The organism is Burkholderia sp. MSMB1078WGS (assembly GCF_001528895.1).
Classification (GTDB): Bacteria; Pseudomonadota; Gammaproteobacteria; order Burkholderiales; family Burkholderiaceae; genus Burkholderia.
Genome location: NZ_LPDI01000095.1, coordinates 70,123 through 88,345, shown reverse-complemented (window position 1 = coordinate 88,345; position 18,223 = coordinate 70,123). Strand labels below are relative to the sequence as shown.

The following is an 18,223-nucleotide window of genomic DNA, read 5'->3' as shown; positions in this document are numbered from 1 at the left end:
CGGCACGAGACATCCTGGAGGGCACGATGACCGAAAACGGCTTCCGCGTCGAAGCGGATCTTTTAGGCAAACGAAGTATTCCGGATGCCGCCTATTACGGCGTCCACACGCTGCGCGCGAAAGAAAATTTCGACATTTCGGGCCGCACCATTGCGTCGCTGCCGTACCTCGTGATGGCGCTCGCGGCCGTGAAGGAAGCGGCGGCCGACGCCAACTGCGAACTGGGCCTGCTGCCGCGGCCGTACCGCGATGCGATCGCCGCCGCGTGCGTCGAGATCCGCGAAGGGCGGCTGCACGACCAGTTCGTCGTCGACGTCATCCAGGGCGGCGCCGGCACGTCGACCAACATGAACGCGAACGAGGTGATCTGCAACCGCGCGCTCGAAATCATGGGGCACGCGCGCGGACAGTACGAATATCTGCACCCGAACGAGCACGTCAATCTCGCGCAGAGCACCAACGACGTCTATCCGACCGCGATCCGGATCGCGACGTGCTTCGCGGTCGAACATCTGCTCGAAGCGATGGCGCGGCTGCGCGATGCGTTCGCCGAGCGGGCCGACGCGTTCGCCGGTTTGCTGAAGCTCGGCCGCACTCAACTGCAGGACGCGGTGCCGATGACGCTCGGCCAGGAATTCTCGACCTACGCAGTCATGCTGACGGAAGACATCGCGCGGCTGCAGGAGGCAGGCTGGCTGATTCGCGAGATCAACCTCGGCGCGACCGCGATCGGCACGGGCATCACCGCCCACCCGCAGTACGCGGAGAAGGCGCTGGCCGCGCTGCGCCGGATCACCGGGCTCGACCTGAGCACCGCGCCGAACCTGATCGAGGCGACGCAGGATTGCGGCGCGTTCGTCCAGGTGTCGGGCGTGCTCAAGCGGATCGCCGTCAAGCTGTCGAAGATCTGTAACGACCTGCGGCTGCTGTCGAGCGGCCCGCGCGCGGGCTTCGGCGAGATCAACCTGCCGCCGGTGCAGGCCGGCTCGTCGATCATGCCCGGCAAGGTGAATCCGGTGATCCCGGAAGTCGTCAACCAGGTCGCGTTCGAGGTGTTCGGCAACGACGTGACCATCACCTTCGCGGCCGAGGCCGGCCAGCTTCAGCTCAACGCGTTCGAACCGGTGATCGCCAGCGCGCTGTTCCGCAGCTTCAGCCACCTGACGGCCGCCTGCACGACGCTCGCGCAGCGGTGCGTGAGCGGCATCACCGCGAATCCCGAGCGGCTGCGCGAGACGATGGAGCGCTCGGTCGCGCTCGCCACCGCGCTGAATCCGTACATCGGCTACAAGCGCGCAACCGCCGTGGCCGCCGAAGCGCACGAGAGCGGCAAGTCGATCCGCGAAGTCGTGCTGGCTCACGGGTTGATGACCGACGCGCAACTGGACGAGGCGCTGCAGCCCGAAGCGCTGATCCGGCCGCGCGCCTACTGATTCCGCCCGCGCGGCGCCGGCCCATGCCGCCGGCGGCCCGCGCGTGGCCGTTCCCCGCAGCGCCCGTCGACGGGCGCGATACATCAAGAAACGGAGACACACCATGAAGCACGCCAGCGAGCGCCCGGCCGACACGGCCGGCGGCGCGGATCCCCGTCATGCCGACCGCGATGCGATGTTCGCGTCGCACGAAGCCGGCTACGAACAGAAGTTGAAGCCGCGCCACGTGCAGATGATCGCGATGGGCGGCGCGATCGGCACCGGCCTGTTCCTCGGCGCGGGCGGCCGCCTGCAGAGTGCGGGGCCCGCGCTGGCGCTCGTGTATCTCGTGTGCGGCGCGTTCGCGTTCCTGATCATGCGTGCGCTCGGCGAGCTCGTGATGCACCGGCCGACCAGCGGCAGCTTCGTGTCGTACGCACGGGAGTTCATGGGCGAACGCGCGTCGTTCGTCGCGGGCTGGATGTACTACCTGAACTGGGCGACGACCGGCATCGTCGACATCACCGCGGTCGCGATCTACATGAAGTACTGGGCCGTGTTCACCGACGTGCCGCAATGGGTGTTCGCGCTCGGCGCGCTCGGGATCGTGTCGGTGATGAACATGATCGGCGTGAAGGTGTTCGGCGAGATGGAGTTCTGGTTCTCGATCGTCAAGGTGGGGACGCTCGCGCTGTTCCTCGCGGTCGGCGCCGTGTTTCTCGCGAGCGGGCATCCGGTCGCCGGCCAGATGCCGGGGCTGCATCTCGTTGCGGATCACGGCGGGATCTTCCCGCACGGCATCCTGCCGGCCGTGCTGATCGTGCAGGGCGTGGTGTTCGCATACGCGAGCATCGAGCTCGTCGGCGTCGCGGCGGGCGAGACCGCCGATGCGCGCAAGGTGTTGCCGAAGGCGATCAACAGCGTGATGTGGCGTATCGGGCTGTTCTACGTCGGCTCGGTCGTGCTGCTGACGATGCTGTTGCCGTGGACCGCGTACAGCGCGCACGAAAGCCCGTTCGTGACGTTCTTCAGCAAGCTCGGTGTGCCGTACGTCGGCACGGTGATGAACGTCGTGGTGCTGACTGCCGCGCTGTCGAGCCTGAATTCCGGCCTCTATTCGACCGGGCGCGTGCTGCGCTCGCTCGCGATGGGCGGCTCCGCGCCGCGCTTCGTGTCGCGGATGAACGCGCGCGGCGTGCCCTATGGTGGAATCCTCGTCACGGTCGCGGTCAATGCGATCGGCGTGCCGCTGAACTACATCGTGCCGGCGCAGGCGTTCGAGATCGTGCTGAACATGGCGTCGCTCGGGATCATCACGACCTGGGGCTTCATCGTGATGTGCCAGATCCTGTTCCGTCGCGCGGTCGATCGCGGCGAACTGAGCCCGGTGTCGTTCCGGATGCCCGGCGCGCCTTTCACGTCGTGGCTCACGCTCGGGTTCCTGGTCAGCGTGCTGGTGCTGATGGCGTTCGATTATCCGGGCGGCACGTGGACCGTTGCGATGATTCCGGTCGTCGTGCTCGCGCTGGCGATCGGCTGGAAGCTGGCGAAACGCGGAGCCGTGCGCGAGCAGGCGGCGATGCCCGCATCGGCGCGCGCCGTTGCCGAGCCTGCCCGGAACGCGTAATGCCATGCACCGCAGGCGCCGGTCCGTTTGCGGGCCGGCGCCTGCGGTGCGTCCGGTTCAAGTCCGGTTCAAGCCGGCGCGCTCGCCGACCCATCGGCCGAAATCGCCGGCCATCTCCGCGGTCAGCTCGTGTCCGGCCGCATACAGCCGCGTGTCGTGCGCGATGCCGAGTGCCGCCAGTTTCGCATCGGCCTTGTCTGCCCACGCGACGGGCAGCTTGTCGTCGAAGCGGCCATGCACGATCAACGCGTGCAGCGGGCGAAGCGCATCGCGCGGCGCGATCAGCGAATCGATTTCCGGCAGGATGCGGCCGCACAGCACGGCGAACGCGCTCACGTCGCCCGGCGACGTGAGGCCGACGCTCGCGCTCATGATGCCGCCCTGGCTGAAGCCGGCGATCACGGTGGCCGACGCGGGGGCTGCGCCATCCCGCGCGCGGAGCGCGTGCAGCAGCGCGATCAGTTGCACGCGGCTCTCGTCGGCACGCGCCGCATCGATTTCAGGGCCGTTCGGGCCGAAACGCACCGGAAACCATGCATGCTGATCCGGCCCGAACGTGAGCGGGCCGCGCACGAACGCGATTTCGATGCGCGGATCGATTGTGCCGGCCACGTTCAGCAGGTTGGTTTCGTTGCCGCCGACGCCGTGCAGCAGCAACAGGCGGGCGGCGGGGCGGCCGTTGGCCGGGCGCAGCCGGTACTGCAGCCCGGATTCGGGATCGGTGGTCAGCGGCAGAACGTCGGTCATTGCGTGAGTCCGAAAGGGAACGATGCGACAGTCTAGAGCGGGCGGATCGGGACGGGAATCGCCGGGGCGGGATTGATTGTTTCCGCGGGGGAACGAATCGGGCCGCGGTGCGCTGCGGGAACGGATCGCGACGCCATGCCGCCAGGCATGGGCCAACGGCCCGGCAACCTTTCGGCAGCAGGCCGATCGGACGACTCGTCATTCTCACGTGCGTTGACAAAATAGATGCATTTTGTAGATACGTGAGGGCGCGAAGATGGACACGGCAAAGATCTTCAAGCATCGCGGCTCGCAGGCCGTCCGGCTGCCGAAGGATTTCCGCTTCGATACGGCCGAGGTGCGCATCCGCCGCCATGGGGCGTCCGTCATTCTTGAACCGGTGCCGCAAGACTGGGCATGGCTGACGCCGCTGATCGGCCCCGTCGACGCCGACTTCGAGGCTGCGGCGACCACGCAGCCGTCCGCTCAGGAGCGCTCGGGCCTGGATGTGTTCGAATGAAGTTCCTGCTGGACACCACCGCGGTGATCGCCATTCTCGAGGGCGAGCCGGCAATGCTGGCCCGTCTGCATGCCTGGCGGCCGGCCGATTTCGGGATCCCGGCGATCGTCGCGCATGAGCTTTATTACGGCGCGTACAAGAGTCGGCGAGCGGCAGCGAACGTCGCACGTGTCGACGCGCTTCAGTTCGAGGTCGTCCCGTTCGACACCGAGGATGCGCAGCATGCGGGCGAAATTCGTGCGCATCTGATCGCGGCCGGTACGGCGATCGGCCCTTACGACGCGTTGATCGCAGGGCAGGCGCGCGCCCGGCATCTCGTGCTCGTCACGCACAATGTCCGCGAATTCGGGCGGGTTCCGCGGCTGCAATTCGAAGACTGGCTCGCCGAACCGAGCGAAGGCCGAGCGGCGGATCATGCACGGGCGACATTAACGAGCCTGCCAGGCGAACGCAGCATCGATTATAAAAAGAGGCCGAAATAAACCGGCTCGCCGATAATGCGCAAACGTTTTACCGGCATTCGATAAAACGGATTTCGCGGAGCATGAATAAAACGATGAATATCCGCTATTGCGGCGATGCGTCGGGCGCCGTGGCCGTGCTGCATATGGCGGTGGCGAGTTAACGGCAAATCCGCGAAAAACTTTAGGCTTTTCCCCGCACAATTATTCATTTCAATTTCCTCAATGAACGATTGATTGTCGGTCATCGGACAGTCATACACCATCCCCGATAATTCGGCGCTCACATTCTTTCATTAGACCAGAGGGCGATCGAAGCCGGATCGCTGCGGGGAGCTGTACTCATGACCATCCGTCATCGCATTACGCTACTAGTCGTCCTGACGTTCTTCGCGCTGTCCGCGATCGGCATCTATGCCGTGTACCAGACGCGCAAGAGCGCATCCGAGGTGCGTCAGGTCACCCAGGGAATCGTGCCGAGCGCGCTCGCGTCGGCGGATCTCGTCGCCGACGTGAAGAACATCCAGATCGCGACGATGACGCTCGTCTACGCGCCCGACGCGAACACCGCCGCGCAGGCGCGCGACGAGCTGAAGGCGAAGCAGGCCGCACTGCGCGCCGCGCTCGACGCGCAGGCGAAATCGGCGGTCGGCCGCGCGCAGGAAGGGCTCGTCGCGCAGGCGAAGGACAGTGCCGCCAACTATTTCGCGGCGATCGACGACACCGTGAAGATGAAGGCGGACGGCAAGGCCGAGATGGCGCAGGCCTACCTGTTCGCGAACGTCGCGCAGTATCGCGACGAACTCGAAAGCATCGTCGACACGCTGCGCGTCGAGAAGAACCGCCAGAAGGACGACGCGATCGGCGCGCTGAACGGGATGCTCGCGACCACGGCGACCGCGATCGCGGCCGTCGCCGGCACGGTGATCGTGTTGCTGACCGCGCTCGGCCTCGTGCTGTATCGCCAGATCACGCGCCCGCTGATCGGGATGCAGACGGCGATGAGCGAGATCGCGAGGAGCCAGGATTTCACGCGCCGCGTGCCGGTGGGCCGGATGGACGAAATCGGCCATTCGATCGTCGCGTTCAACGGGATGATCGAGAAGATCCAGGAGAACGCCGCGCAACTGAAGCAGAAGACGGCCGACATCCAGGCGATGCTGCAGAACATGCAGCAGGGCATCCTGACCGTCGTCGAAGGCGGCGTCGTGCATGCGGAGTATTCGGCGTACCTCGAAACCATCTTCGAGACGAACGACATTGCCGGCCGCGACCTGATGGCGCTCGTGTTCGACGATTCGGCGATCGGCGCCGACGCGCGTTCGCAGGTCGATGCGGCCGTGCACGCGTGCCTGGGCGAAGACAGCATGAACTTCGCGTTCAACGAGCACCTGCTCGTCAACGAAGTCGCGAAGCGGATGCCGGACGGCCGCGAGAAATGGCTCGATCTGAGCTGGTCGGCGATCACCGACGAGACCGACACGGTGGTGCGCCTGATGCTGTGCGTGCGCGACGTGACCGAGATCCGCGAGCTGACCGCGCAGGCCGGCGAGCAGCAGCGGCGCCTCGAGATGATCGGCGAGATCCTGTCGATCAGCCAGGACAAGTTCCACGACTTCGTGCACAGCGCGAAGGGCTTCCTCAGCGAGAACGAGCGGATGATCCGCCAGCACGAGCGCGCCGATCATTCGATCGTCGCGGCGCTGTTCCGCAACATGCACACGATCAAGGGCAATGCGCGCACCTACAGCCTCCAGCATCTGACGAACATCGTCCACGAAGCGGAGCAGGCGTACGAATCGCTGCGGCGCGCGGACAGCGGCCCCGAGTGGAACCGCGACGCGCTGATGGACGACCTGGCGCGCGTGCGCGAAGCCGTCGATCACTACGCGACGATCAACGCGGTCACGCTCGGCCGCAGCAGCGAGCCGGCGCAAAGCGGCGCCGATTTCCTGATGGTCGAGCGCGCGCGCATCAGCGAAAGCCTGCGCGTGCTCGACGGCGCCGATCCGGCAAATGCGTCCGACTGGCACGCGGCGCGCGATGCCGTGCGGCGCATGTTGAGCCAGCTCGGCACCCAGGGTATCGGCGAGGCGCTCGGCAGCGTGATCGAGTCGCTGCCGTCGCTCGCGGCCGAGCTCGGCAAGCCGGCGCCCGTCGTGCATATCGACAGCCACGGCCAGCGCGTGCGCAGCGAGATCGTCGCGACGCTGAAGAACGTATTCATGCACCTGCTGCGCAATTCGATCGACCACGGGATCGAATCGTCCGACGTGCGGCGCGCGGCCGGCAAGGCGGCGTCCGGCACGATCGATATCGCGGTCGGCGTGGGCGGCGGCGAGCTGTGGTTCGTGCTCGGCGACGACGGCCGCGGCCTCGCGCTCGACCGGATTCGCGGCATCGCGCGCGAGCGCGGCTGGATCGATGCCGACGACGCGGCGGCACTGTCTGACGAGGAGGTCGCGGAACTGATCTTCCGGCCGGGTTTTTCGACCGCGCAGACGGTGACCGAAGTATCCGGACGCGGCGTCGGCATGGACGCGGTGCGCAATTTCCTGAAGCGCGAGGGCGGCGATATCGCGCTGCGCTTCACCGACGATCGCGTCGGCGCGCCGTATCGCGCGTTCGAGACGATCGTGTCGCTGCCGGCGCGCTTCGCGGCGGACGGTGCCGCGCATGGCGCGGGGCCCGCCCAGCGGGCGCGCAGCGCGGATATCGGCGCAGCGGAGTGACGGCGTGATCGTGCAGGCGTGGATGATTCAGATGGCCGCCGCGCTGGCGGGCGGCGCGGTCGTCGCCGTGGCGGCGGCGATCGCGTTTCGCGTGATGCGCAGGCGGCACGTCGCGGCGCTGGCGCGCGAGGCCGATGCGTTGCGCGACGCGCTCGACGCCGCCCGTGCACGCGCGGAAGAAGCGGCGTCGGCGCATGCGGAAGCGGCCGACGCATGGGCGCGGCGCGAGGCGCAGCTCGAGGAGGCGCTGGCGCGCGAGGCGTCCGCGCACGGCGCGCAGCGCGACGCGTTGCAGGCGCTGTCGGCCGATCGCGCGGCGCTCGCGCAGCACGCGATGAAGATCGCCGACGAAGCCGCGCGCCTGCGCGGGCTAGCCGGCACGTTCGAGCGCTGGCACGAGCAGATGATCTCGCTGACCACGCAGAACCAGGACATGCGCACGAAGAACCAGGAGCTGTCGGCGATCGTCGCGCACGTGTCGATCGTGTCGCTGAACGCGTCGATCGAGGCCGCGCGCGCGGGCACGGCCGGGCGCGGCTTCTCGATCGTCGCGAGCGAGGTGCGCGGGCTGGCCGCGCGCTCGCAGCAATTGTCGAACAGCTATCGCGACAGCCTGAACCGCAACGATCTCGTGACCGCCGCGACGTTCCAGGACATCCAGGCCGGCGGCAAGATGATCACGGCCGCGCTCGCGACCGTCGAGACGCTGGCCGGGCAACTGCACGCGCGGATCGAAGGAGAGGCCGCGTGATCGGCGCGCAGGCGAGAGCCGGTTTCGAGCGGATCTTTTTCGATGCCGCGCGCACGCGGCTCGCATCCGGCGGCGCGTGCGACATCCGGCCGGCCACCGGCCACGAACATGACGCGCCCGATCGCTTGCAGGCGACGTCGCGATCGAAATCGAAGGCGCCCGAATATGTGGTCGTGCTGACGATCTCGGCGCTGCACTTCCGCCTGCTGCTCGCGCTGCGCTTCAGCGACGACGACGCGACGCGCCGCCATTTCGTCGGCACGGCGGCAGGCGCGGGCAACGCGCGGCCGCTGACCGACGCGTTCATGGAAGCCGCGAACCTGTGTTGCGGCGCGATCAACCAGGCGCTGACCGCGCCGTTTCCCGATCTCGGGATGTCGACGCCTTACCTGCTGAGCGGCGCGAGCATCGATTACATGCACGCGCTCTCGCCCGATTACGTGGCCGCGTACGACCTGACGTTCGACGACGTGCGGGTCGGCGCGACGCTGTGCGTGTGCGCGAACGCGCCGGTCGATTTCCATGTGCCGGAAGCGGCCACGGTGGAAACCGGCGGCGAGCTCGAACTGTTCTGACCGACCATCAGGAATCCATCAGATGACCGAAGACCAACCCGTCAGCAAGGTGCTCGTGCTCGACGACAGCCGTGTGCATGCCGACGCGATCAAGCGTTTCTGCGACGAGCACAACCTGGTCGGCCTGACCGTGCGGCGCAGCCGGCTGCTGAAGGTGCTGCGCTCGAACATCGATCTCGGCGCGATCCTGCTGGCCGAGGATTACGGCGGCTCGCCGGCCGAGAGCGCGATCATCGCGACGCAGATCGACGCGCTGCGGCCCGAGCTGCCGATCATCCTGCGCCGCGAATCGCTCGCGTCGCGCGACGGGCTGCCCGATGCGCTCGCGCGTGTCGCGTGCGCGGCCTACGTCGCCGACGACATGACGCCGCTCGAGCGCGCGATCGACGAATACCTGTTTGGGCGCGACTACCCGAACGCGCTCGTGCGCGGCATCTCGGAGATCACCGAGGCGCGCCTCGACAGCCTGTTCCCGGGCATGACGATCGAGCACGACACGCCGTGCATCGTGCGCGACCAGATCATCTTCGGCGAGGTGTTCAGCCTGATCGCGCTCGAAAGCGCGTGGTGCCGCGGCTACATGCTCCTGCAGACGAGCGAGCAGCCGCTGCTCGACATGCTCGGCGGCTCGCGCGACGGCAGCCGCGCGCCGGATTTCCGCGACGTGAACAGCGTGCTCGGCGAGCTGACCAATCTCGTGTGGGGCGCGTTCAAGAACCGCTATCTCGGCGACGCCGAGGCGCTGGCGCGCCATCCGGTGCAGGTGCCGCTCGTCGTCAATCACAAGCAGAAGTTCATCTCGTTCGGCGGCGATTGTCCGCAGCTCTGTTTCAAGTACCGGATGACCGATCCGGCATCGGGGCGCTCGGTCCGTCTCGACCAACGTTTCGTGTTCAGCCTGAGCTGGTCGCCGGAGGATTTCCGCGAATCGGTGCAGGACGTCGGGCCGATGGTCGAATCGGGCGAACTCGAACTGTTTTGAATGTTGAAGTCAGCAACGACGAAAGGGGAATACGACATGGCAAAGATTCTGGTGGTCGACGATTCGGGCACGGTGCGCGACGAAGTGGCGGGCTTCCTGCGCAATCACGGGCTCGACGTCGCGACGGCCGTCGACGGCAAGGACGGGCTCGCGAAGCTCAAGGCGACGCCCGGCGTGCGCCTCGTGATCAGCGACGTGAACATGCCGAACATGGACGGCCTGACGATGGTCGAGAAGATTCGCGGCGAACTGGCGAACACGGCGGTCAACGTCGTGATGCTGACGACCGAAAGCAGCCCGGCGATGAAGGAGCGCGGCAAGGCCGCCGGCGTGAAGGGCTGGATCGTGAAGCCGTTCAAGGGCGATGCGGTGCTCGACGCGCTGAAGAAGCTCGCGGGCTGACGCGCGCGGCCGGCGCGGGCCCGATGCCGCGCCGGCGTTCGACGCTGCGGTTCGGGGCGCGTGGCCGGTTGCCGGCGCGATTTACAGCGCGCCGCGATGTCCGTATCCTGCCGGTTGCCGAGGGCGGCGTGCCGGTGTGTCATGCACGGCACGCCCGGCATTGACAACATCGGGAACGGTACACCTTCCAATGAAAACCGGAATCGGTCGGCCCGCGCGCTTGCGCGGCGCGTGCGTATCGCTGGTCGCCGCGCTGGCGGGCGGATGCGCGAACACGGGGCCACAGCATGCACACACGGCGGCCGCGGGCGACGGCTCGTCGTACACGTGCAATCCCACGCAGGCCAACGGGCAGGCGTCGGCCGGGCGGGGCGCAAACGGATGCTATTTCGTGCTGCACGACCCCGCCACCAGGCAGGCGCTGCCGAACACGCGCTATGCGTTCGCGCTTTACACCAGCGCGACCCAGGACAGCCGGGAACTCGAAGTCGAAGGCACCACCGACGCGCAGGGGCGCACGATCTACATGCGTTCCGACGCGCCGATCGATGCGGCGCGCATGGTGCTCGTCCGCATGATCGGCGACGGCCCGACCGGACGCATTCCGGTGCTGGTCCGTCCGACGGACGGCAAGCGCGTTCCGTTCGCGCGGTACAAGGTGACGGGCTGCAACGGGCTGTACGAAGGCGTGACCGACGAAACGGGGCGCGGCGTGATGTATCGCTGCAAGACACAGTCCCGGATCGACGTGTCGTTCTATCGGTCGCGTCCGTAGCACGAAACGGATGATGTCCGTATCCGGCGGGGCTGCAGCCCGGCACATCGAGACGCTGATCGCAAAGGGCATCGGCTTTACCGTCGTGGGCACGTGCATGCTGATCGGCGTCGCTCTGTATGCGCAGTCGACGCGTGAGTTCCTGCGAACGTCGGTCGTCGTGCCGGGGCGCGTCGTCAAGCTGAACGCGGGCCCGCATCATCCGGAAATCGCGTTCACGACGCTCACGGGCGAACATGTCGAATATTCGCAGGGCGGCGACGTCAGCGTCGAGGACGGCGCGACGGTCGAGGTGCGCTATGCGCCGGATGCGCCGGGGATGACTGCGCGGATGAACACGTTCGGCGCGATCTGGGGCGATGTGCTGACATTCGGCGCGATGGGGTTGGTCTTTTTCGTCGTCGGCGTCGGTCAGTTGTGGTCGGGCGTGCGTGTGTGGCGCAGCGGGCGCAAGCGGAAGTGACCGCGCAGCCGATGATGTTCTACCGGGATATCGCCGGCGATTGGCATCGCGACGGCACGCGCGATCACGACGTCACGGAAGGCAGCAATGCGCTGAGCGTGCTGTCGACGTCGACGGACGGCTTCCACGACTTGCAGTTGCGCGAACGCGGCGGCAAATGGCGCCGGACGTTTCGCTGGTCGGCAGCGGATGGCGAGTATCAGCCGCGCTGACGCACCGGCCCGTTAGCGGGCGGGGGCCGCCGCTGTCGCGAATTCGTCGACGACCGCTTCGATCACCGCCTGCACGCGCGCGGTCTTGTAGAGATCGGCATGGGCGACGAGCCACACGTCGAAATGATTGCACCGCTGCGGCATGAGTCGCACCAGCTCCGGCTCGGTGTCGGCGCGGAAGCACGGCAGCTCCGCAATGCCGAGCCCCGCCAGCGCGGCTTCCACCAGCATCATCGTCGACGAAGTCTGGAACATCACGCGGCCGCGTGAAGTCGGTTCGCCGCACAGCGCGTCCCACATCGTCGGCACCACCGGCTGCTGATACATCACCAGATCGTGCCCGTCGAACGCGCTGCCCGCGACCGGTTCGCCGCGTTCGGCCAGATAGCGGCGCGATGCGTAGATGCCCGTTTCGAGATGCCCGAGCCGCCTGACGATCAGATCCGGCGATTCCGGCCGCAATGTGCGAATCGCGAGATCCGCTTCGCGGCGCGTGAGGTTGGTGATTTGCGCCGACGTCACGCACACGACGTCGATGCCGGCATGCCTGCGCCGCAAGCGGGCGATCGCGGGAACGACGAAGCGCTTGCCGAGCGTGTCGGTCGTGGCGACGCGCACGGACCCGGCCAGTTGCTCGTCGAGCCCCATCACGCGGCGTTCGATCGTCAGCGACGCCCGCTCCATCGTTTCGGCCGGTTCGAGCAGGGCTTCGCCCGCGGTCGTCAGCACATAGAGGGACGGGGTGCGGAGAAACAGCCGGGCCGAGAGCTCGTCCTCGAGCGCGGCGATCCGGCGCCCGACGGTCGCCTGATCGACGTTCAGTTGCGCCGCGGCGCCGCGCAGCGTGCCGGTGCGCGCCAGCGCGAGGAAGAAGCGGGCGTTGTCCCAGTTCATCAGGATGTGCTCCGAGAAACCCGCCATTGATGGCGGGAAGGCAAGGCGTGCCGTTGACCGGCAGGTTCTGCCACGGGGCAGGATCACCTGCATGATTCTTGTCTACCGCTACCGGGTGGAGTCGCTCGACGGACGATCGGGCAGCCAGCGGTGGGCGGAATCGAATGATGCAAATCTGCATCGGGCAAATGCGAAATTATCACTTTTCCGCATCATGCGCCCGGTCCTAGACTCCCGGCATCTGCCTGGAGGTGTCATGTCCGATTGCCATTCCGTTTCCGTCCCCGTTCCCGTCGCCGCAGCGGCGCCGAGCCGCCCGACGGCGCGCGAGCAGCGCTGGACGCTGGCGCTCGTCGCGGTCGGCATGTTCATGGCGGTACTCGATTCGACGATCGTCAACGTGGCGCTGCCGGCGATGCGCACGAGCCTCGGCGCGACGGTCGCGGAACTCGCGTGGATCGTCGACGCGTACACGCTCAGCTTCGCCGCGCTGATTCTCGCGGGCGGTGCGCTGTCCGACCGGTTCGGCGCGAAGCACGTGTATCTCGCCGGGCTGGCGCTGTTCGTCGCCGCGTCGGCGGCGTGCGGCGTCGCGTCGTCGGTGGCGGTCCTCGTGGTCGCGCGTTTCGGGCAGGGCACGGGCGCCGCGCTCTTCTTGCCCGCGTCGCTCGCGATCGTGCGCAGCACCTTCGACGTGCCGGCCGAGCGGGCGCGAGCGATCGCGGTGTGGGCCGGCATCGCGTCGGTCGCGGTTGCCGTGGGGCCGGTGCTCGGCGGGATCCTGGTCGACGATTTCGGTTGGCGCAGCGCATTCCTGATCAACGTGCCGACCGGCGCCGTGGCCTTTGCCGGCGCGGCGGCGCTCGTTCGCGCATCGGCCGCGCAGGACGTGCGCCGGTTCGACTGGGCCGGCCAGTGCGTCGGGGCGACCGCGCTCGGTGCGCTGTGTTTCGCGGTGATCGAACTGCCGACGCGCGGCGTCGGCGCTACCGAGGTCCGGTGCGCGCTGCTGATCGCCGCGCTCGCCGCCGCCGTGCTGGTCGTGGTCGAGCGGCGTGCCCGCCATCCGATGGTGCCGCTCGCGTGGTTTCGCAACCGCATCTTCGTCGCGATGAATCTGATGGGCAGCCTCGTCTATGTCGGGTACTTCGGGCTGCTGTTCGTGCTGAGCCTGTACCTGCACGGGCGCTTCGGCATGAGTGCGCGGCAGACGGGGCTGACGCTGTTGCCGTTCGCGCTGAGTCTGTCGCTCGGCAATCTGCTGTCGGGAAAACTGCACGGCCGGGTGCATCCGGTCACGCTGATGGCAAACGGCCTCGCGATGGCGGCACTGGCCGTTCCCGCGATCGCGCTTGCGCTCGCGCTGCGTGCGCCGTGGCCGGCGGTCTGGACGGCCATGATCGCATTCGGCACCGGGACCGCGCTGTCGGTGGCGCCGATGATCGCGACGGTGCTCGAACAGGTGCCTGCCGACGCGGCGGGCGTGGCATCCGGGTTCCTCAACGCGGCACGGCAGGCCGGCAGCCTGCTCGGCGTGGCCGTTGCAGGCGCCGCGACGATCCTGTTGCCGGATCCGACCGATGCGCTGTGGGCTGTCGCGGCGCTCGGCTGCGTCGCCTATGCGATTGCCGCGCTGGCTGCGCGGACGGCAGGTCGCGCGCAAGCCGCGCAGCCGCGCCGTTGACGCACGAGCGGCAGGGGCGTGGCGCAGTGGCGGGCAGGCCGCGGCGCACGCGCATGCGGCGGCGCGGCTGGACGCGCCGCGGAATGTGGAGGACCATTTCCTCGTCATGCCGCGAGCGGGCGGGCGCGATGGTCACGCGTTCGCCTCGCCGCGCAACCTGTCGAACCCCGTCCAGCGGAGCCCCATGGAACCCGATCAACAGACCGCCGAGCCGATCCTGCTGCGCGACACGCACGACGGCGTCGTCACGCTGCGCCTGAATCGCCCGCAGCAGTTCAACGCGTTGTCCGAAGCGTTGCTCTCGGCCCTGCACGATGCGTTCGATACGCTGGCTGCCGATCCGCACGTGCGCTGCGTCGTGCTGGCCGCCGAAGGCAAGGCGTTCTGCGCCGGCCACGACTTGCGGCAGATGCGCAGCAAGCCCGAACTCGACTACTACCGCACGCTGTTCGCGCAGTGCAGCCGCGTGATGCTCGCGATGCGCGCGTTGCCGGTGCCGGTGATCGCGCGCGTGCACGGCATCGCGACGGCGGCCGGCTGCCAGCTCGTCGCCGCGTGCGACCTCGCGATCGCGGCCGATACCGCGCGCTTCGCGGTGTCGGGCATCGACGTCGGGCTGTTCTGCTCGACGCCGGCCGTCGCGCTGAGCCGCAACGTCGCGGCCAAGCGCGCGTTCGACATGCTGATGACCGGGCGTTTCGTCGATGCGGCGACGGCCGCCGCGTGGGGGCTCGTCAACGAAGCCGTGCCCGAGGACGCGCTCGATGCGGCCGTCGCCCGCAAGGTCGCGGAGATCGTCGCGAAGAGCCCGGCCGCGGTGCGGATCGGCAAGCAGATGTTCTATCGTCAGCGCGAGTTGCCGCTCGACGAAGCGTATGCGTACGCGGGCGACGTGATGGCGCGCAACATGATGGAAGAGGATGCGGGCGAGGGCATCGACGCGTTCCTCGACAAGCGGAAGCCGACGTGGCGCTCGTGACGCATCGGCGCAAGCGCGCGGGGAGCGCATCGGCGCCCGTCGTTGCACGACGCGCAACGACGTCCCGCGTCGTCGCCGCTGCGCGTGGGCGGGCCGCCGGTACGTAGCGCGACAGGTGCGGCGCGCGGTCGCGTATCGCCGAACCGCCGAACCGCCGCCGGTCAGCGCCCGTGGCTGCCGGTCCGCGGCACCGGCTGCATGCTCGACGCGCCGGGGGGCACGATCGCCACCGGCACGCGGCGCGCGAGCGCGCACATCAGCTCGTAGCCGATCGTGCCGCTGGCTTCCGCGACGTCGTCCACCTTCACCTGGTCGCCCCACAGCTCGACGCTCGACCCGATGCCCGCGTTCGGACACGGCGTCAGGTCGACGGTCAGCATGTCCATCGACACGCGGCCGACGACGCGCGTCATCACGCCGTCCACGGCGATCGGCGTGCCGGTCGGCGCATGGCGCGGATAGCCGTCCGCGTAGCCGCACGCGACGACGCCGGTCCGCATCGGCTGGTCGGCCGTGAAGCGCCGGCCGTAGCCGACGGTCTCTCCGGGGGCGAGCGTCTGCACGCCGATGATCCGGCTGGTCAGCGTCATCGCGGCCGTCAGCGGCGTGTCGGCGATATGGCGCGACGCACCCGTCGGCGAAGCGCCGTACAGGATCGTGCCGGGGCGCACCCAGTCGCGGTGCGCGTGCGGGTGCCACAGCACCGCCGCCGAATTCGATACCGAGCGCTCGCCCGGAATCCCGGCCGTGGTCGCGTCGAACTGCTCGAGCTGCCAGTCGACCTCGCCTTCGTCGGCGTTCGCGAAATGCATCATCAGCGTGATCTTGCCGATCGACGGCGCGCGCGCCGCGCGTTCCCACGCGGCGCGGAACGCGGCCGGCCGGTAGCCGAGCCGGTTCATGCCGGAATTCATCTTCAGCTGGATGTCGATCGGCTGACGAGGCTTCGCGGCGATCAGCAGGTCGAGCTGTTCGTCGCAGTGCACGGCGACCGTCAGCCGGTGGCGATCGGCCAGCTCGACGTCGGCCGGCTCGAAGATCCCTTCGAGCAGCAGCACGGGCTTGTCCCAGCCCAGCTCGCGCACGCGCACGGCTTCGTCGAGATCGAGCAGCGCGATGCCGTCGGCGGCCGCGAGGCCCGGGTAGATCCGTTCGATGCCGTGGCCGTACGCGTTGGCCTTGATCACGGCCCACACGCGCGATTGCGCAGCGGTGCGGCGGATGAAGTCGAGGTTGTGGCGGACGGCGTCCGGGCGGATATGGGCGACGATGGGACGGGGCATGGCAAGGGCTCGGGTCGGATGTCGTTCGGCGCGCGGCGGCGCGGAGGGAAACGGCGGGCTTGGCGCGCTCGCGTGCCAAGCCAGTGTTGAGCACTATCTTATTGGTGTTCGACCAGTTTTAATTAACGTATTTGTCGACGATTTGGTGGAAATTTTGGTGTCGTAGCGGGCCGGGCTCGTCGCCGGCGGCCTGCGCGGCCGAGTCTCCCGTCTAGAAAACCGGTGCGCGAACGGCACGGCGCGATGCTAAGCTCTCGGTGATCTTGTCATTGTTCAATGTAATCATAATGGAGGAGACCTGGATGACGACGTCCCAGCTGTGCCTGTTCATCGTCGCGTTGTTGCCGTTCCCGATGACGTTTCTCGCCAAGGCCCGCAAGGGTTACGACAACCGCGCGCCGCGCGAGTACCTGGCGAAGCTCGAAGGCTGGCGCGCACGCGCCCAGGCCGCTCATCAGAATGCGTGGGAAGCGCTTGCGCTGTTCACGGCCGCGCTGGTGGTGGCATGGCACAACGGCGCGAACGTGCATCGCGTCGATCAGCTCGCGATCGCGTTCGTCGCGATCCGCATCGTCTATGCGCTGATGTACCTGCTGAACTGGGCGTCGCTGCGTTCGCTCGTGTGGTTCGGCGGGATGGCGTGCGTCGTCGCGCTGTTCTTCGCGACGCCGTAAGCGGCCGCCGGGCGACGCGAGGCCGGCCTTGCATGCCGGCCCGTCAGGCGCCGCTCGTGCCTCGCGCGTGACTATCGTTGGATGCGGGCGCAACCATTTTCGAGACGAACGGCGGTGCGTCCGCTTCGCTGCGCAGGAACGCGATCAACGGATCGAGCAGCCGGTGCCGCGTCGACGGATGGCGGCGCAGCACGAAGCGCCACGACGCGTCGCGTGCGAGGCCCGGCACCAGCGGCACCAGGCGCCCGCTGCGCAGTTCGGGCTCGATCAGCGGCACGCGGCCGAGCGCGATGCCCGCGCCGCCGACGGCCGCGCCGATTACCTGGCTGAAACTGCTGTAACGGACGATCTTCGTCTCGAAGTCACCCGGCAGGCCGAATTCCGATGCCCAGTTGCGCCAGTCGATCTCGGGGTTGTCCTCGTGCATCTCCTGCAGCAGCCGCGAGCGGCATACGTATCCCGATGCGTACGGAAACAGTTCGGGACTGCACACCGGGAACACGGTTTCCCGCATCAGCACGTCGTCGTCGTCTCGCAGCCGGTGCGCGGGCACGTGCACGATCGCCAGATCGACGCCGCTGCGCGCGAAATCCGGCTCGTCGTCGAGCACGACCGCGTGCAGCGGGGTGTCGGGATGAAGCGACGAGAATTCCGCCAGCCGGCGCGCGAGCCACATCGACGAAAACGGCGCGTTGGCGGAGACGGTGAGCCGTTGCGCGGTGCCGCGAATCTCGGCGCACGCGTCGGTGAGACGTGACAGCGCCTCGCCGACGGCCGGCAGCAGGCGCGCACCGGCCGGCGTGAGGCTGATGCCGCCGAGCCCCGTGCTGCGTTCGAGCAGCCGCGCACCGAGCGATTCCTCGAGCGAGCGGATCTGATGGCTGACCGCGCTGGTCGACACGTTCAGCTCGACCGCCGCGCGCGCGAACCCGCCGAGGCGAACGGTCGCCTCGAAAGCACGCAGTGCGCTGAGGGGAGGAAGGTGCGACATGCGGGGTATTGTAGTTGACTCAACACCCGTTGAAAAATCATCTTTTGCCGCGCGCGGGCGGCGCAGGTAGCCTCGATCCG

Annotated in this window: 19 protein-coding genes and 1 pseudogene; 15 read left to right on the top strand and 5 right to left on the bottom strand. The window is 68.1% G+C overall.

The genetic code is table 11. The annotated features are described in order from the left end of the window. Window positions 1-26: 26 nt before the first annotated feature. Together aspA and WT24_RS23495 are read left to right on the top strand one after the other, a co-directional pair. Window positions 27-1,433, top strand: coding sequence for an aspartate ammonia-lyase (gene aspA, locus WT24_RS23500; RefSeq protein ID WP_059500795.1), 1,407 nt, complete (start codon window positions 27-29; stop codon window positions 1,431-1,433). Between the two features lie 103 nt (window positions 1,434-1,536). Then, window positions 1,537-3,039: an amino acid permease gene (locus WT24_RS23495; RefSeq protein ID WP_059795640.1), complete on the top strand. Its 1,503-nt coding sequence runs from the start codon at window positions 1,537-1,539 to the stop codon at window positions 3,037-3,039. 57 nt (window positions 3,040-3,096) lie between these two features. Here the strand turns inward: WT24_RS23495 and WT24_RS23490 are convergent, their stop codons facing one another. After that, window positions 3,097-3,786, bottom strand: coding sequence for an alpha/beta hydrolase (locus WT24_RS23490; RefSeq protein WP_060036008.1), 690 nt, complete (start codon window positions 3,784-3,786; stop codon window positions 3,097-3,099). A 256-nt stretch (window positions 3,787-4,042) separates the two neighbouring features. On the opposite strand from WT24_RS23490, the gene WT24_RS23485 reads away from it, so the two are divergent. Then, window positions 4,043-4,285 carry an antitoxin gene (locus tag WT24_RS23485; RefSeq protein WP_059795644.1) on the top strand — a complete coding sequence of 81 codons (243 nt, stop codon included), beginning with the start codon at window positions 4,043-4,045 and terminating at the stop codon, window positions 4,283-4,285. Next, a pseudogene (locus WT24_RS23480) lies at window positions 4,282-4,680 on the top strand (type II toxin-antitoxin system VapC family toxin); the annotation flags it as partial. The gene WT24_RS23485 and the pseudogene WT24_RS23480, both read left to right, overlap by 4 nt. A 65-nt stretch (window positions 4,681-4,745) precedes the next feature. On the opposite strand, the gene WT24_RS33495 reads toward WT24_RS23480, so the two are convergent. Further along, window positions 4,746-4,994: a hypothetical protein gene (locus WT24_RS33495; RefSeq protein ID WP_179949388.1), complete on the bottom strand. Its 249-nt coding sequence runs from the start codon at window positions 4,992-4,994 to the stop codon at window positions 4,746-4,748. Window positions 4,995-5,090: 96 nt separating this feature from the next. Between WT24_RS33495 and WT24_RS23475 the strand changes: the two genes are divergently transcribed. The 8 genes from WT24_RS23475 to WT24_RS23440 all read left to right on the top strand — a co-directional run bounded on the left by WT24_RS23475 (window position 5,091) and on the right by WT24_RS23440 (window position 11,638). Then, window positions 5,091-7,478 (top strand): MCP four helix bundle domain-containing protein, encoded by a 2,388-nt coding sequence (locus WT24_RS23475; protein ID WP_060036007.1) that lies wholly within the window; start codon window positions 5,091-5,093, stop codon window positions 7,476-7,478. Window positions 7,479-7,500: 22 nt separating this feature from the next. After that, window positions 7,501-8,229, top strand: coding sequence for a methyl-accepting chemotaxis protein (locus WT24_RS23470; RefSeq protein ID WP_059795686.1), 729 nt, complete (start codon window positions 7,501-7,503; stop codon window positions 8,227-8,229). Beyond that, a complete protein-coding gene (locus tag WT24_RS23465) occupies window positions 8,226-8,804 on the top strand; it encodes a hypothetical protein (protein ID WP_060036006.1) in 579 nt (192 codons plus the stop codon). The genes WT24_RS23470 and WT24_RS23465 overlap by 4 nt, the downstream gene beginning before the upstream one ends. A gap of 22 nt (window positions 8,805-8,826) precedes the next feature. Further along, the gene (locus WT24_RS23460; RefSeq protein WP_059795650.1) at window positions 8,827-9,786 is read left to right on the top strand and encodes a chemotaxis protein CheX; all 960 of its coding nucleotides are present in this window, start codon (window positions 8,827-8,829) and stop codon (window positions 9,784-9,786) included. 36 nt (window positions 9,787-9,822) lie between these two features. Next, window positions 9,823-10,188: a response regulator gene (locus tag WT24_RS23455; protein WP_006486240.1), complete on the top strand. Its 366-nt coding sequence runs from the start codon at window positions 9,823-9,825 to the stop codon at window positions 10,186-10,188. A gap of 190 nt (window positions 10,189-10,378) precedes the next feature. Then, window positions 10,379-10,963, top strand: coding sequence for a hypothetical protein (locus WT24_RS23450; RefSeq protein WP_060036005.1), 585 nt, complete (start codon window positions 10,379-10,381; stop codon window positions 10,961-10,963). A 10-nt stretch (window positions 10,964-10,973) separates the two neighbouring features. Next, window positions 10,974-11,426, top strand: coding sequence for a DUF3592 domain-containing protein (locus WT24_RS23445; RefSeq protein ID WP_060036004.1), 453 nt, complete (start codon window positions 10,974-10,976; stop codon window positions 11,424-11,426). Continuing rightward, complete coding sequence (locus WT24_RS23440; protein ID WP_257127545.1) at window positions 11,423-11,638, top strand: hypothetical protein; 216 nt, start codon at window positions 11,423-11,425, stop codon at window positions 11,636-11,638. Before WT24_RS23445 ends, WT24_RS23440 begins: the two co-directional genes overlap by 4 nt. Before the next feature lie 12 nt (window positions 11,639-11,650). Here WT24_RS23440 and WT24_RS23435 read toward each other — a convergent pair whose 3' ends face one another. Beyond that, window positions 11,651-12,532 (bottom strand): LysR family transcriptional regulator, encoded by an 882-nt coding sequence (locus WT24_RS23435; protein WP_059500882.1) that lies wholly within the window; start codon window positions 12,530-12,532, stop codon window positions 11,651-11,653. Window positions 12,533-12,788: 256 nt separating this feature from the next. Here WT24_RS23435 and WT24_RS23430 point away from each other — a divergent pair, with 256 nt between their 5' ends. Together WT24_RS23430 and WT24_RS23425 are read left to right on the top strand one after the other, a co-directional pair. Further along, on the top strand, window positions 12,789-14,216 hold the full coding sequence (locus WT24_RS23430; protein ID WP_060036002.1) for an MFS transporter: 1,428 nt from the start codon (window positions 12,789-12,791) through the stop codon (window positions 14,214-14,216). 184 nt (window positions 14,217-14,400) lie between these two features. Next, window positions 14,401-15,195 carry an enoyl-CoA hydratase gene (locus WT24_RS23425; RefSeq protein WP_059500881.1) on the top strand — a complete coding sequence of 265 codons (795 nt, stop codon included), beginning with the start codon at window positions 14,401-14,403 and terminating at the stop codon, window positions 15,193-15,195. Between the two features lie 161 nt (window positions 15,196-15,356). Here the strand turns inward: WT24_RS23425 and alr are convergent, their stop codons facing one another. After that, a complete protein-coding gene (gene alr / locus WT24_RS23420; RefSeq protein ID WP_060036001.1) occupies window positions 15,357-16,478 on the bottom strand; it encodes an alanine racemase in 1,122 nt (373 codons plus the stop codon). A gap of 302 nt (window positions 16,479-16,780) precedes the next feature. Between alr and WT24_RS23415 the strand changes: the two genes are divergently transcribed. Further along, window positions 16,781-17,152: an MAPEG family protein gene (locus WT24_RS23415; protein WP_059500880.1), complete on the top strand. Its 372-nt coding sequence runs from the start codon at window positions 16,781-16,783 to the stop codon at window positions 17,150-17,152. Window positions 17,153-17,195: 43 nt separating this feature from the next. On the opposite strand, the gene WT24_RS23410 is transcribed toward WT24_RS23415, so the two are convergent. Beyond that, a complete protein-coding gene (locus WT24_RS23410) occupies window positions 17,196-18,143 on the bottom strand; it encodes a LysR family transcriptional regulator (protein WP_060036000.1) in 948 nt (315 codons plus the stop codon). Between the last annotated feature and the right edge of the window lie 80 nt (window positions 18,144-18,223).

What these genes read in the sequence shown, in the direction of transcription:
- aspA (WP_059500795.1), top strand. Translation starts at nt 27, where the DNA reads ATGACCGAAAACGGCTTCCGCGTCGAAGCGGATCTTTTAGGCAAACGA.
- WT24_RS23495 (WP_059795640.1), top strand. Translation starts at nt 1,537, where the DNA reads ATGAAGCACGCCAGCGAGCGCCCGGCCGACACGGCCGGCGGCGCGGAT.
- WT24_RS23490 (WP_060036008.1), bottom strand. Translation starts at nt 3,786, where the DNA reads ATGACCGACGTTCTGCCGCTGACCACCGATCCCGAATCCGGGCTGCAG.
- WT24_RS23485 (WP_059795644.1), top strand. Translation starts at nt 4,043, where the DNA reads ATGGACACGGCAAAGATCTTCAAGCATCGCGGCTCGCAGGCCGTCCGG.
- WT24_RS33495 (WP_179949388.1), bottom strand. Translation starts at nt 4,994, where the DNA reads ATGACCGACAATCAATCGTTCATTGAGGAAATTGAAATGAATAATTGT.
- WT24_RS23475 (WP_060036007.1), top strand. Translation starts at nt 5,091, where the DNA reads ATGACCATCCGTCATCGCATTACGCTACTAGTCGTCCTGACGTTCTTC.
- WT24_RS23470 (WP_059795686.1), top strand. Translation starts at nt 7,501, where the DNA reads ATGATTCAGATGGCCGCCGCGCTGGCGGGCGGCGCGGTCGTCGCCGTG.
- WT24_RS23460 (WP_059795650.1), top strand. Translation starts at nt 8,827, where the DNA reads ATGACCGAAGACCAACCCGTCAGCAAGGTGCTCGTGCTCGACGACAGC.
- WT24_RS23455 (WP_006486240.1), top strand. Translation starts at nt 9,823, where the DNA reads ATGGCAAAGATTCTGGTGGTCGACGATTCGGGCACGGTGCGCGACGAA.
- WT24_RS23450 (WP_060036005.1), top strand. Translation starts at nt 10,379, where the DNA reads ATGAAAACCGGAATCGGTCGGCCCGCGCGCTTGCGCGGCGCGTGCGTA.
- WT24_RS23445 (WP_060036004.1), top strand. Translation starts at nt 10,974, where the DNA reads ATGATGTCCGTATCCGGCGGGGCTGCAGCCCGGCACATCGAGACGCTG.
- WT24_RS23435 (WP_059500882.1), bottom strand. Translation starts at nt 12,532, where the DNA reads ATGAACTGGGACAACGCCCGCTTCTTCCTCGCGCTGGCGCGCACCGGC.
- WT24_RS23430 (WP_060036002.1), top strand. Translation starts at nt 12,789, where the DNA reads ATGTCCGATTGCCATTCCGTTTCCGTCCCCGTTCCCGTCGCCGCAGCG.
- WT24_RS23425 (WP_059500881.1), top strand. Translation starts at nt 14,401, where the DNA reads ATGGAACCCGATCAACAGACCGCCGAGCCGATCCTGCTGCGCGACACG.
- alr (WP_060036001.1), bottom strand. Translation starts at nt 16,478, where the DNA reads ATGCCCCGTCCCATCGTCGCCCATATCCGCCCGGACGCCGTCCGCCAC.
- WT24_RS23415 (WP_059500880.1), top strand. Translation starts at nt 16,781, where the DNA reads ATGACGACGTCCCAGCTGTGCCTGTTCATCGTCGCGTTGTTGCCGTTC.
- WT24_RS23410 (WP_060036000.1), bottom strand. Translation starts at nt 18,143, where the DNA reads ATGTCGCACCTTCCTCCCCTCAGCGCACTGCGTGCTTTCGAGGCGACC.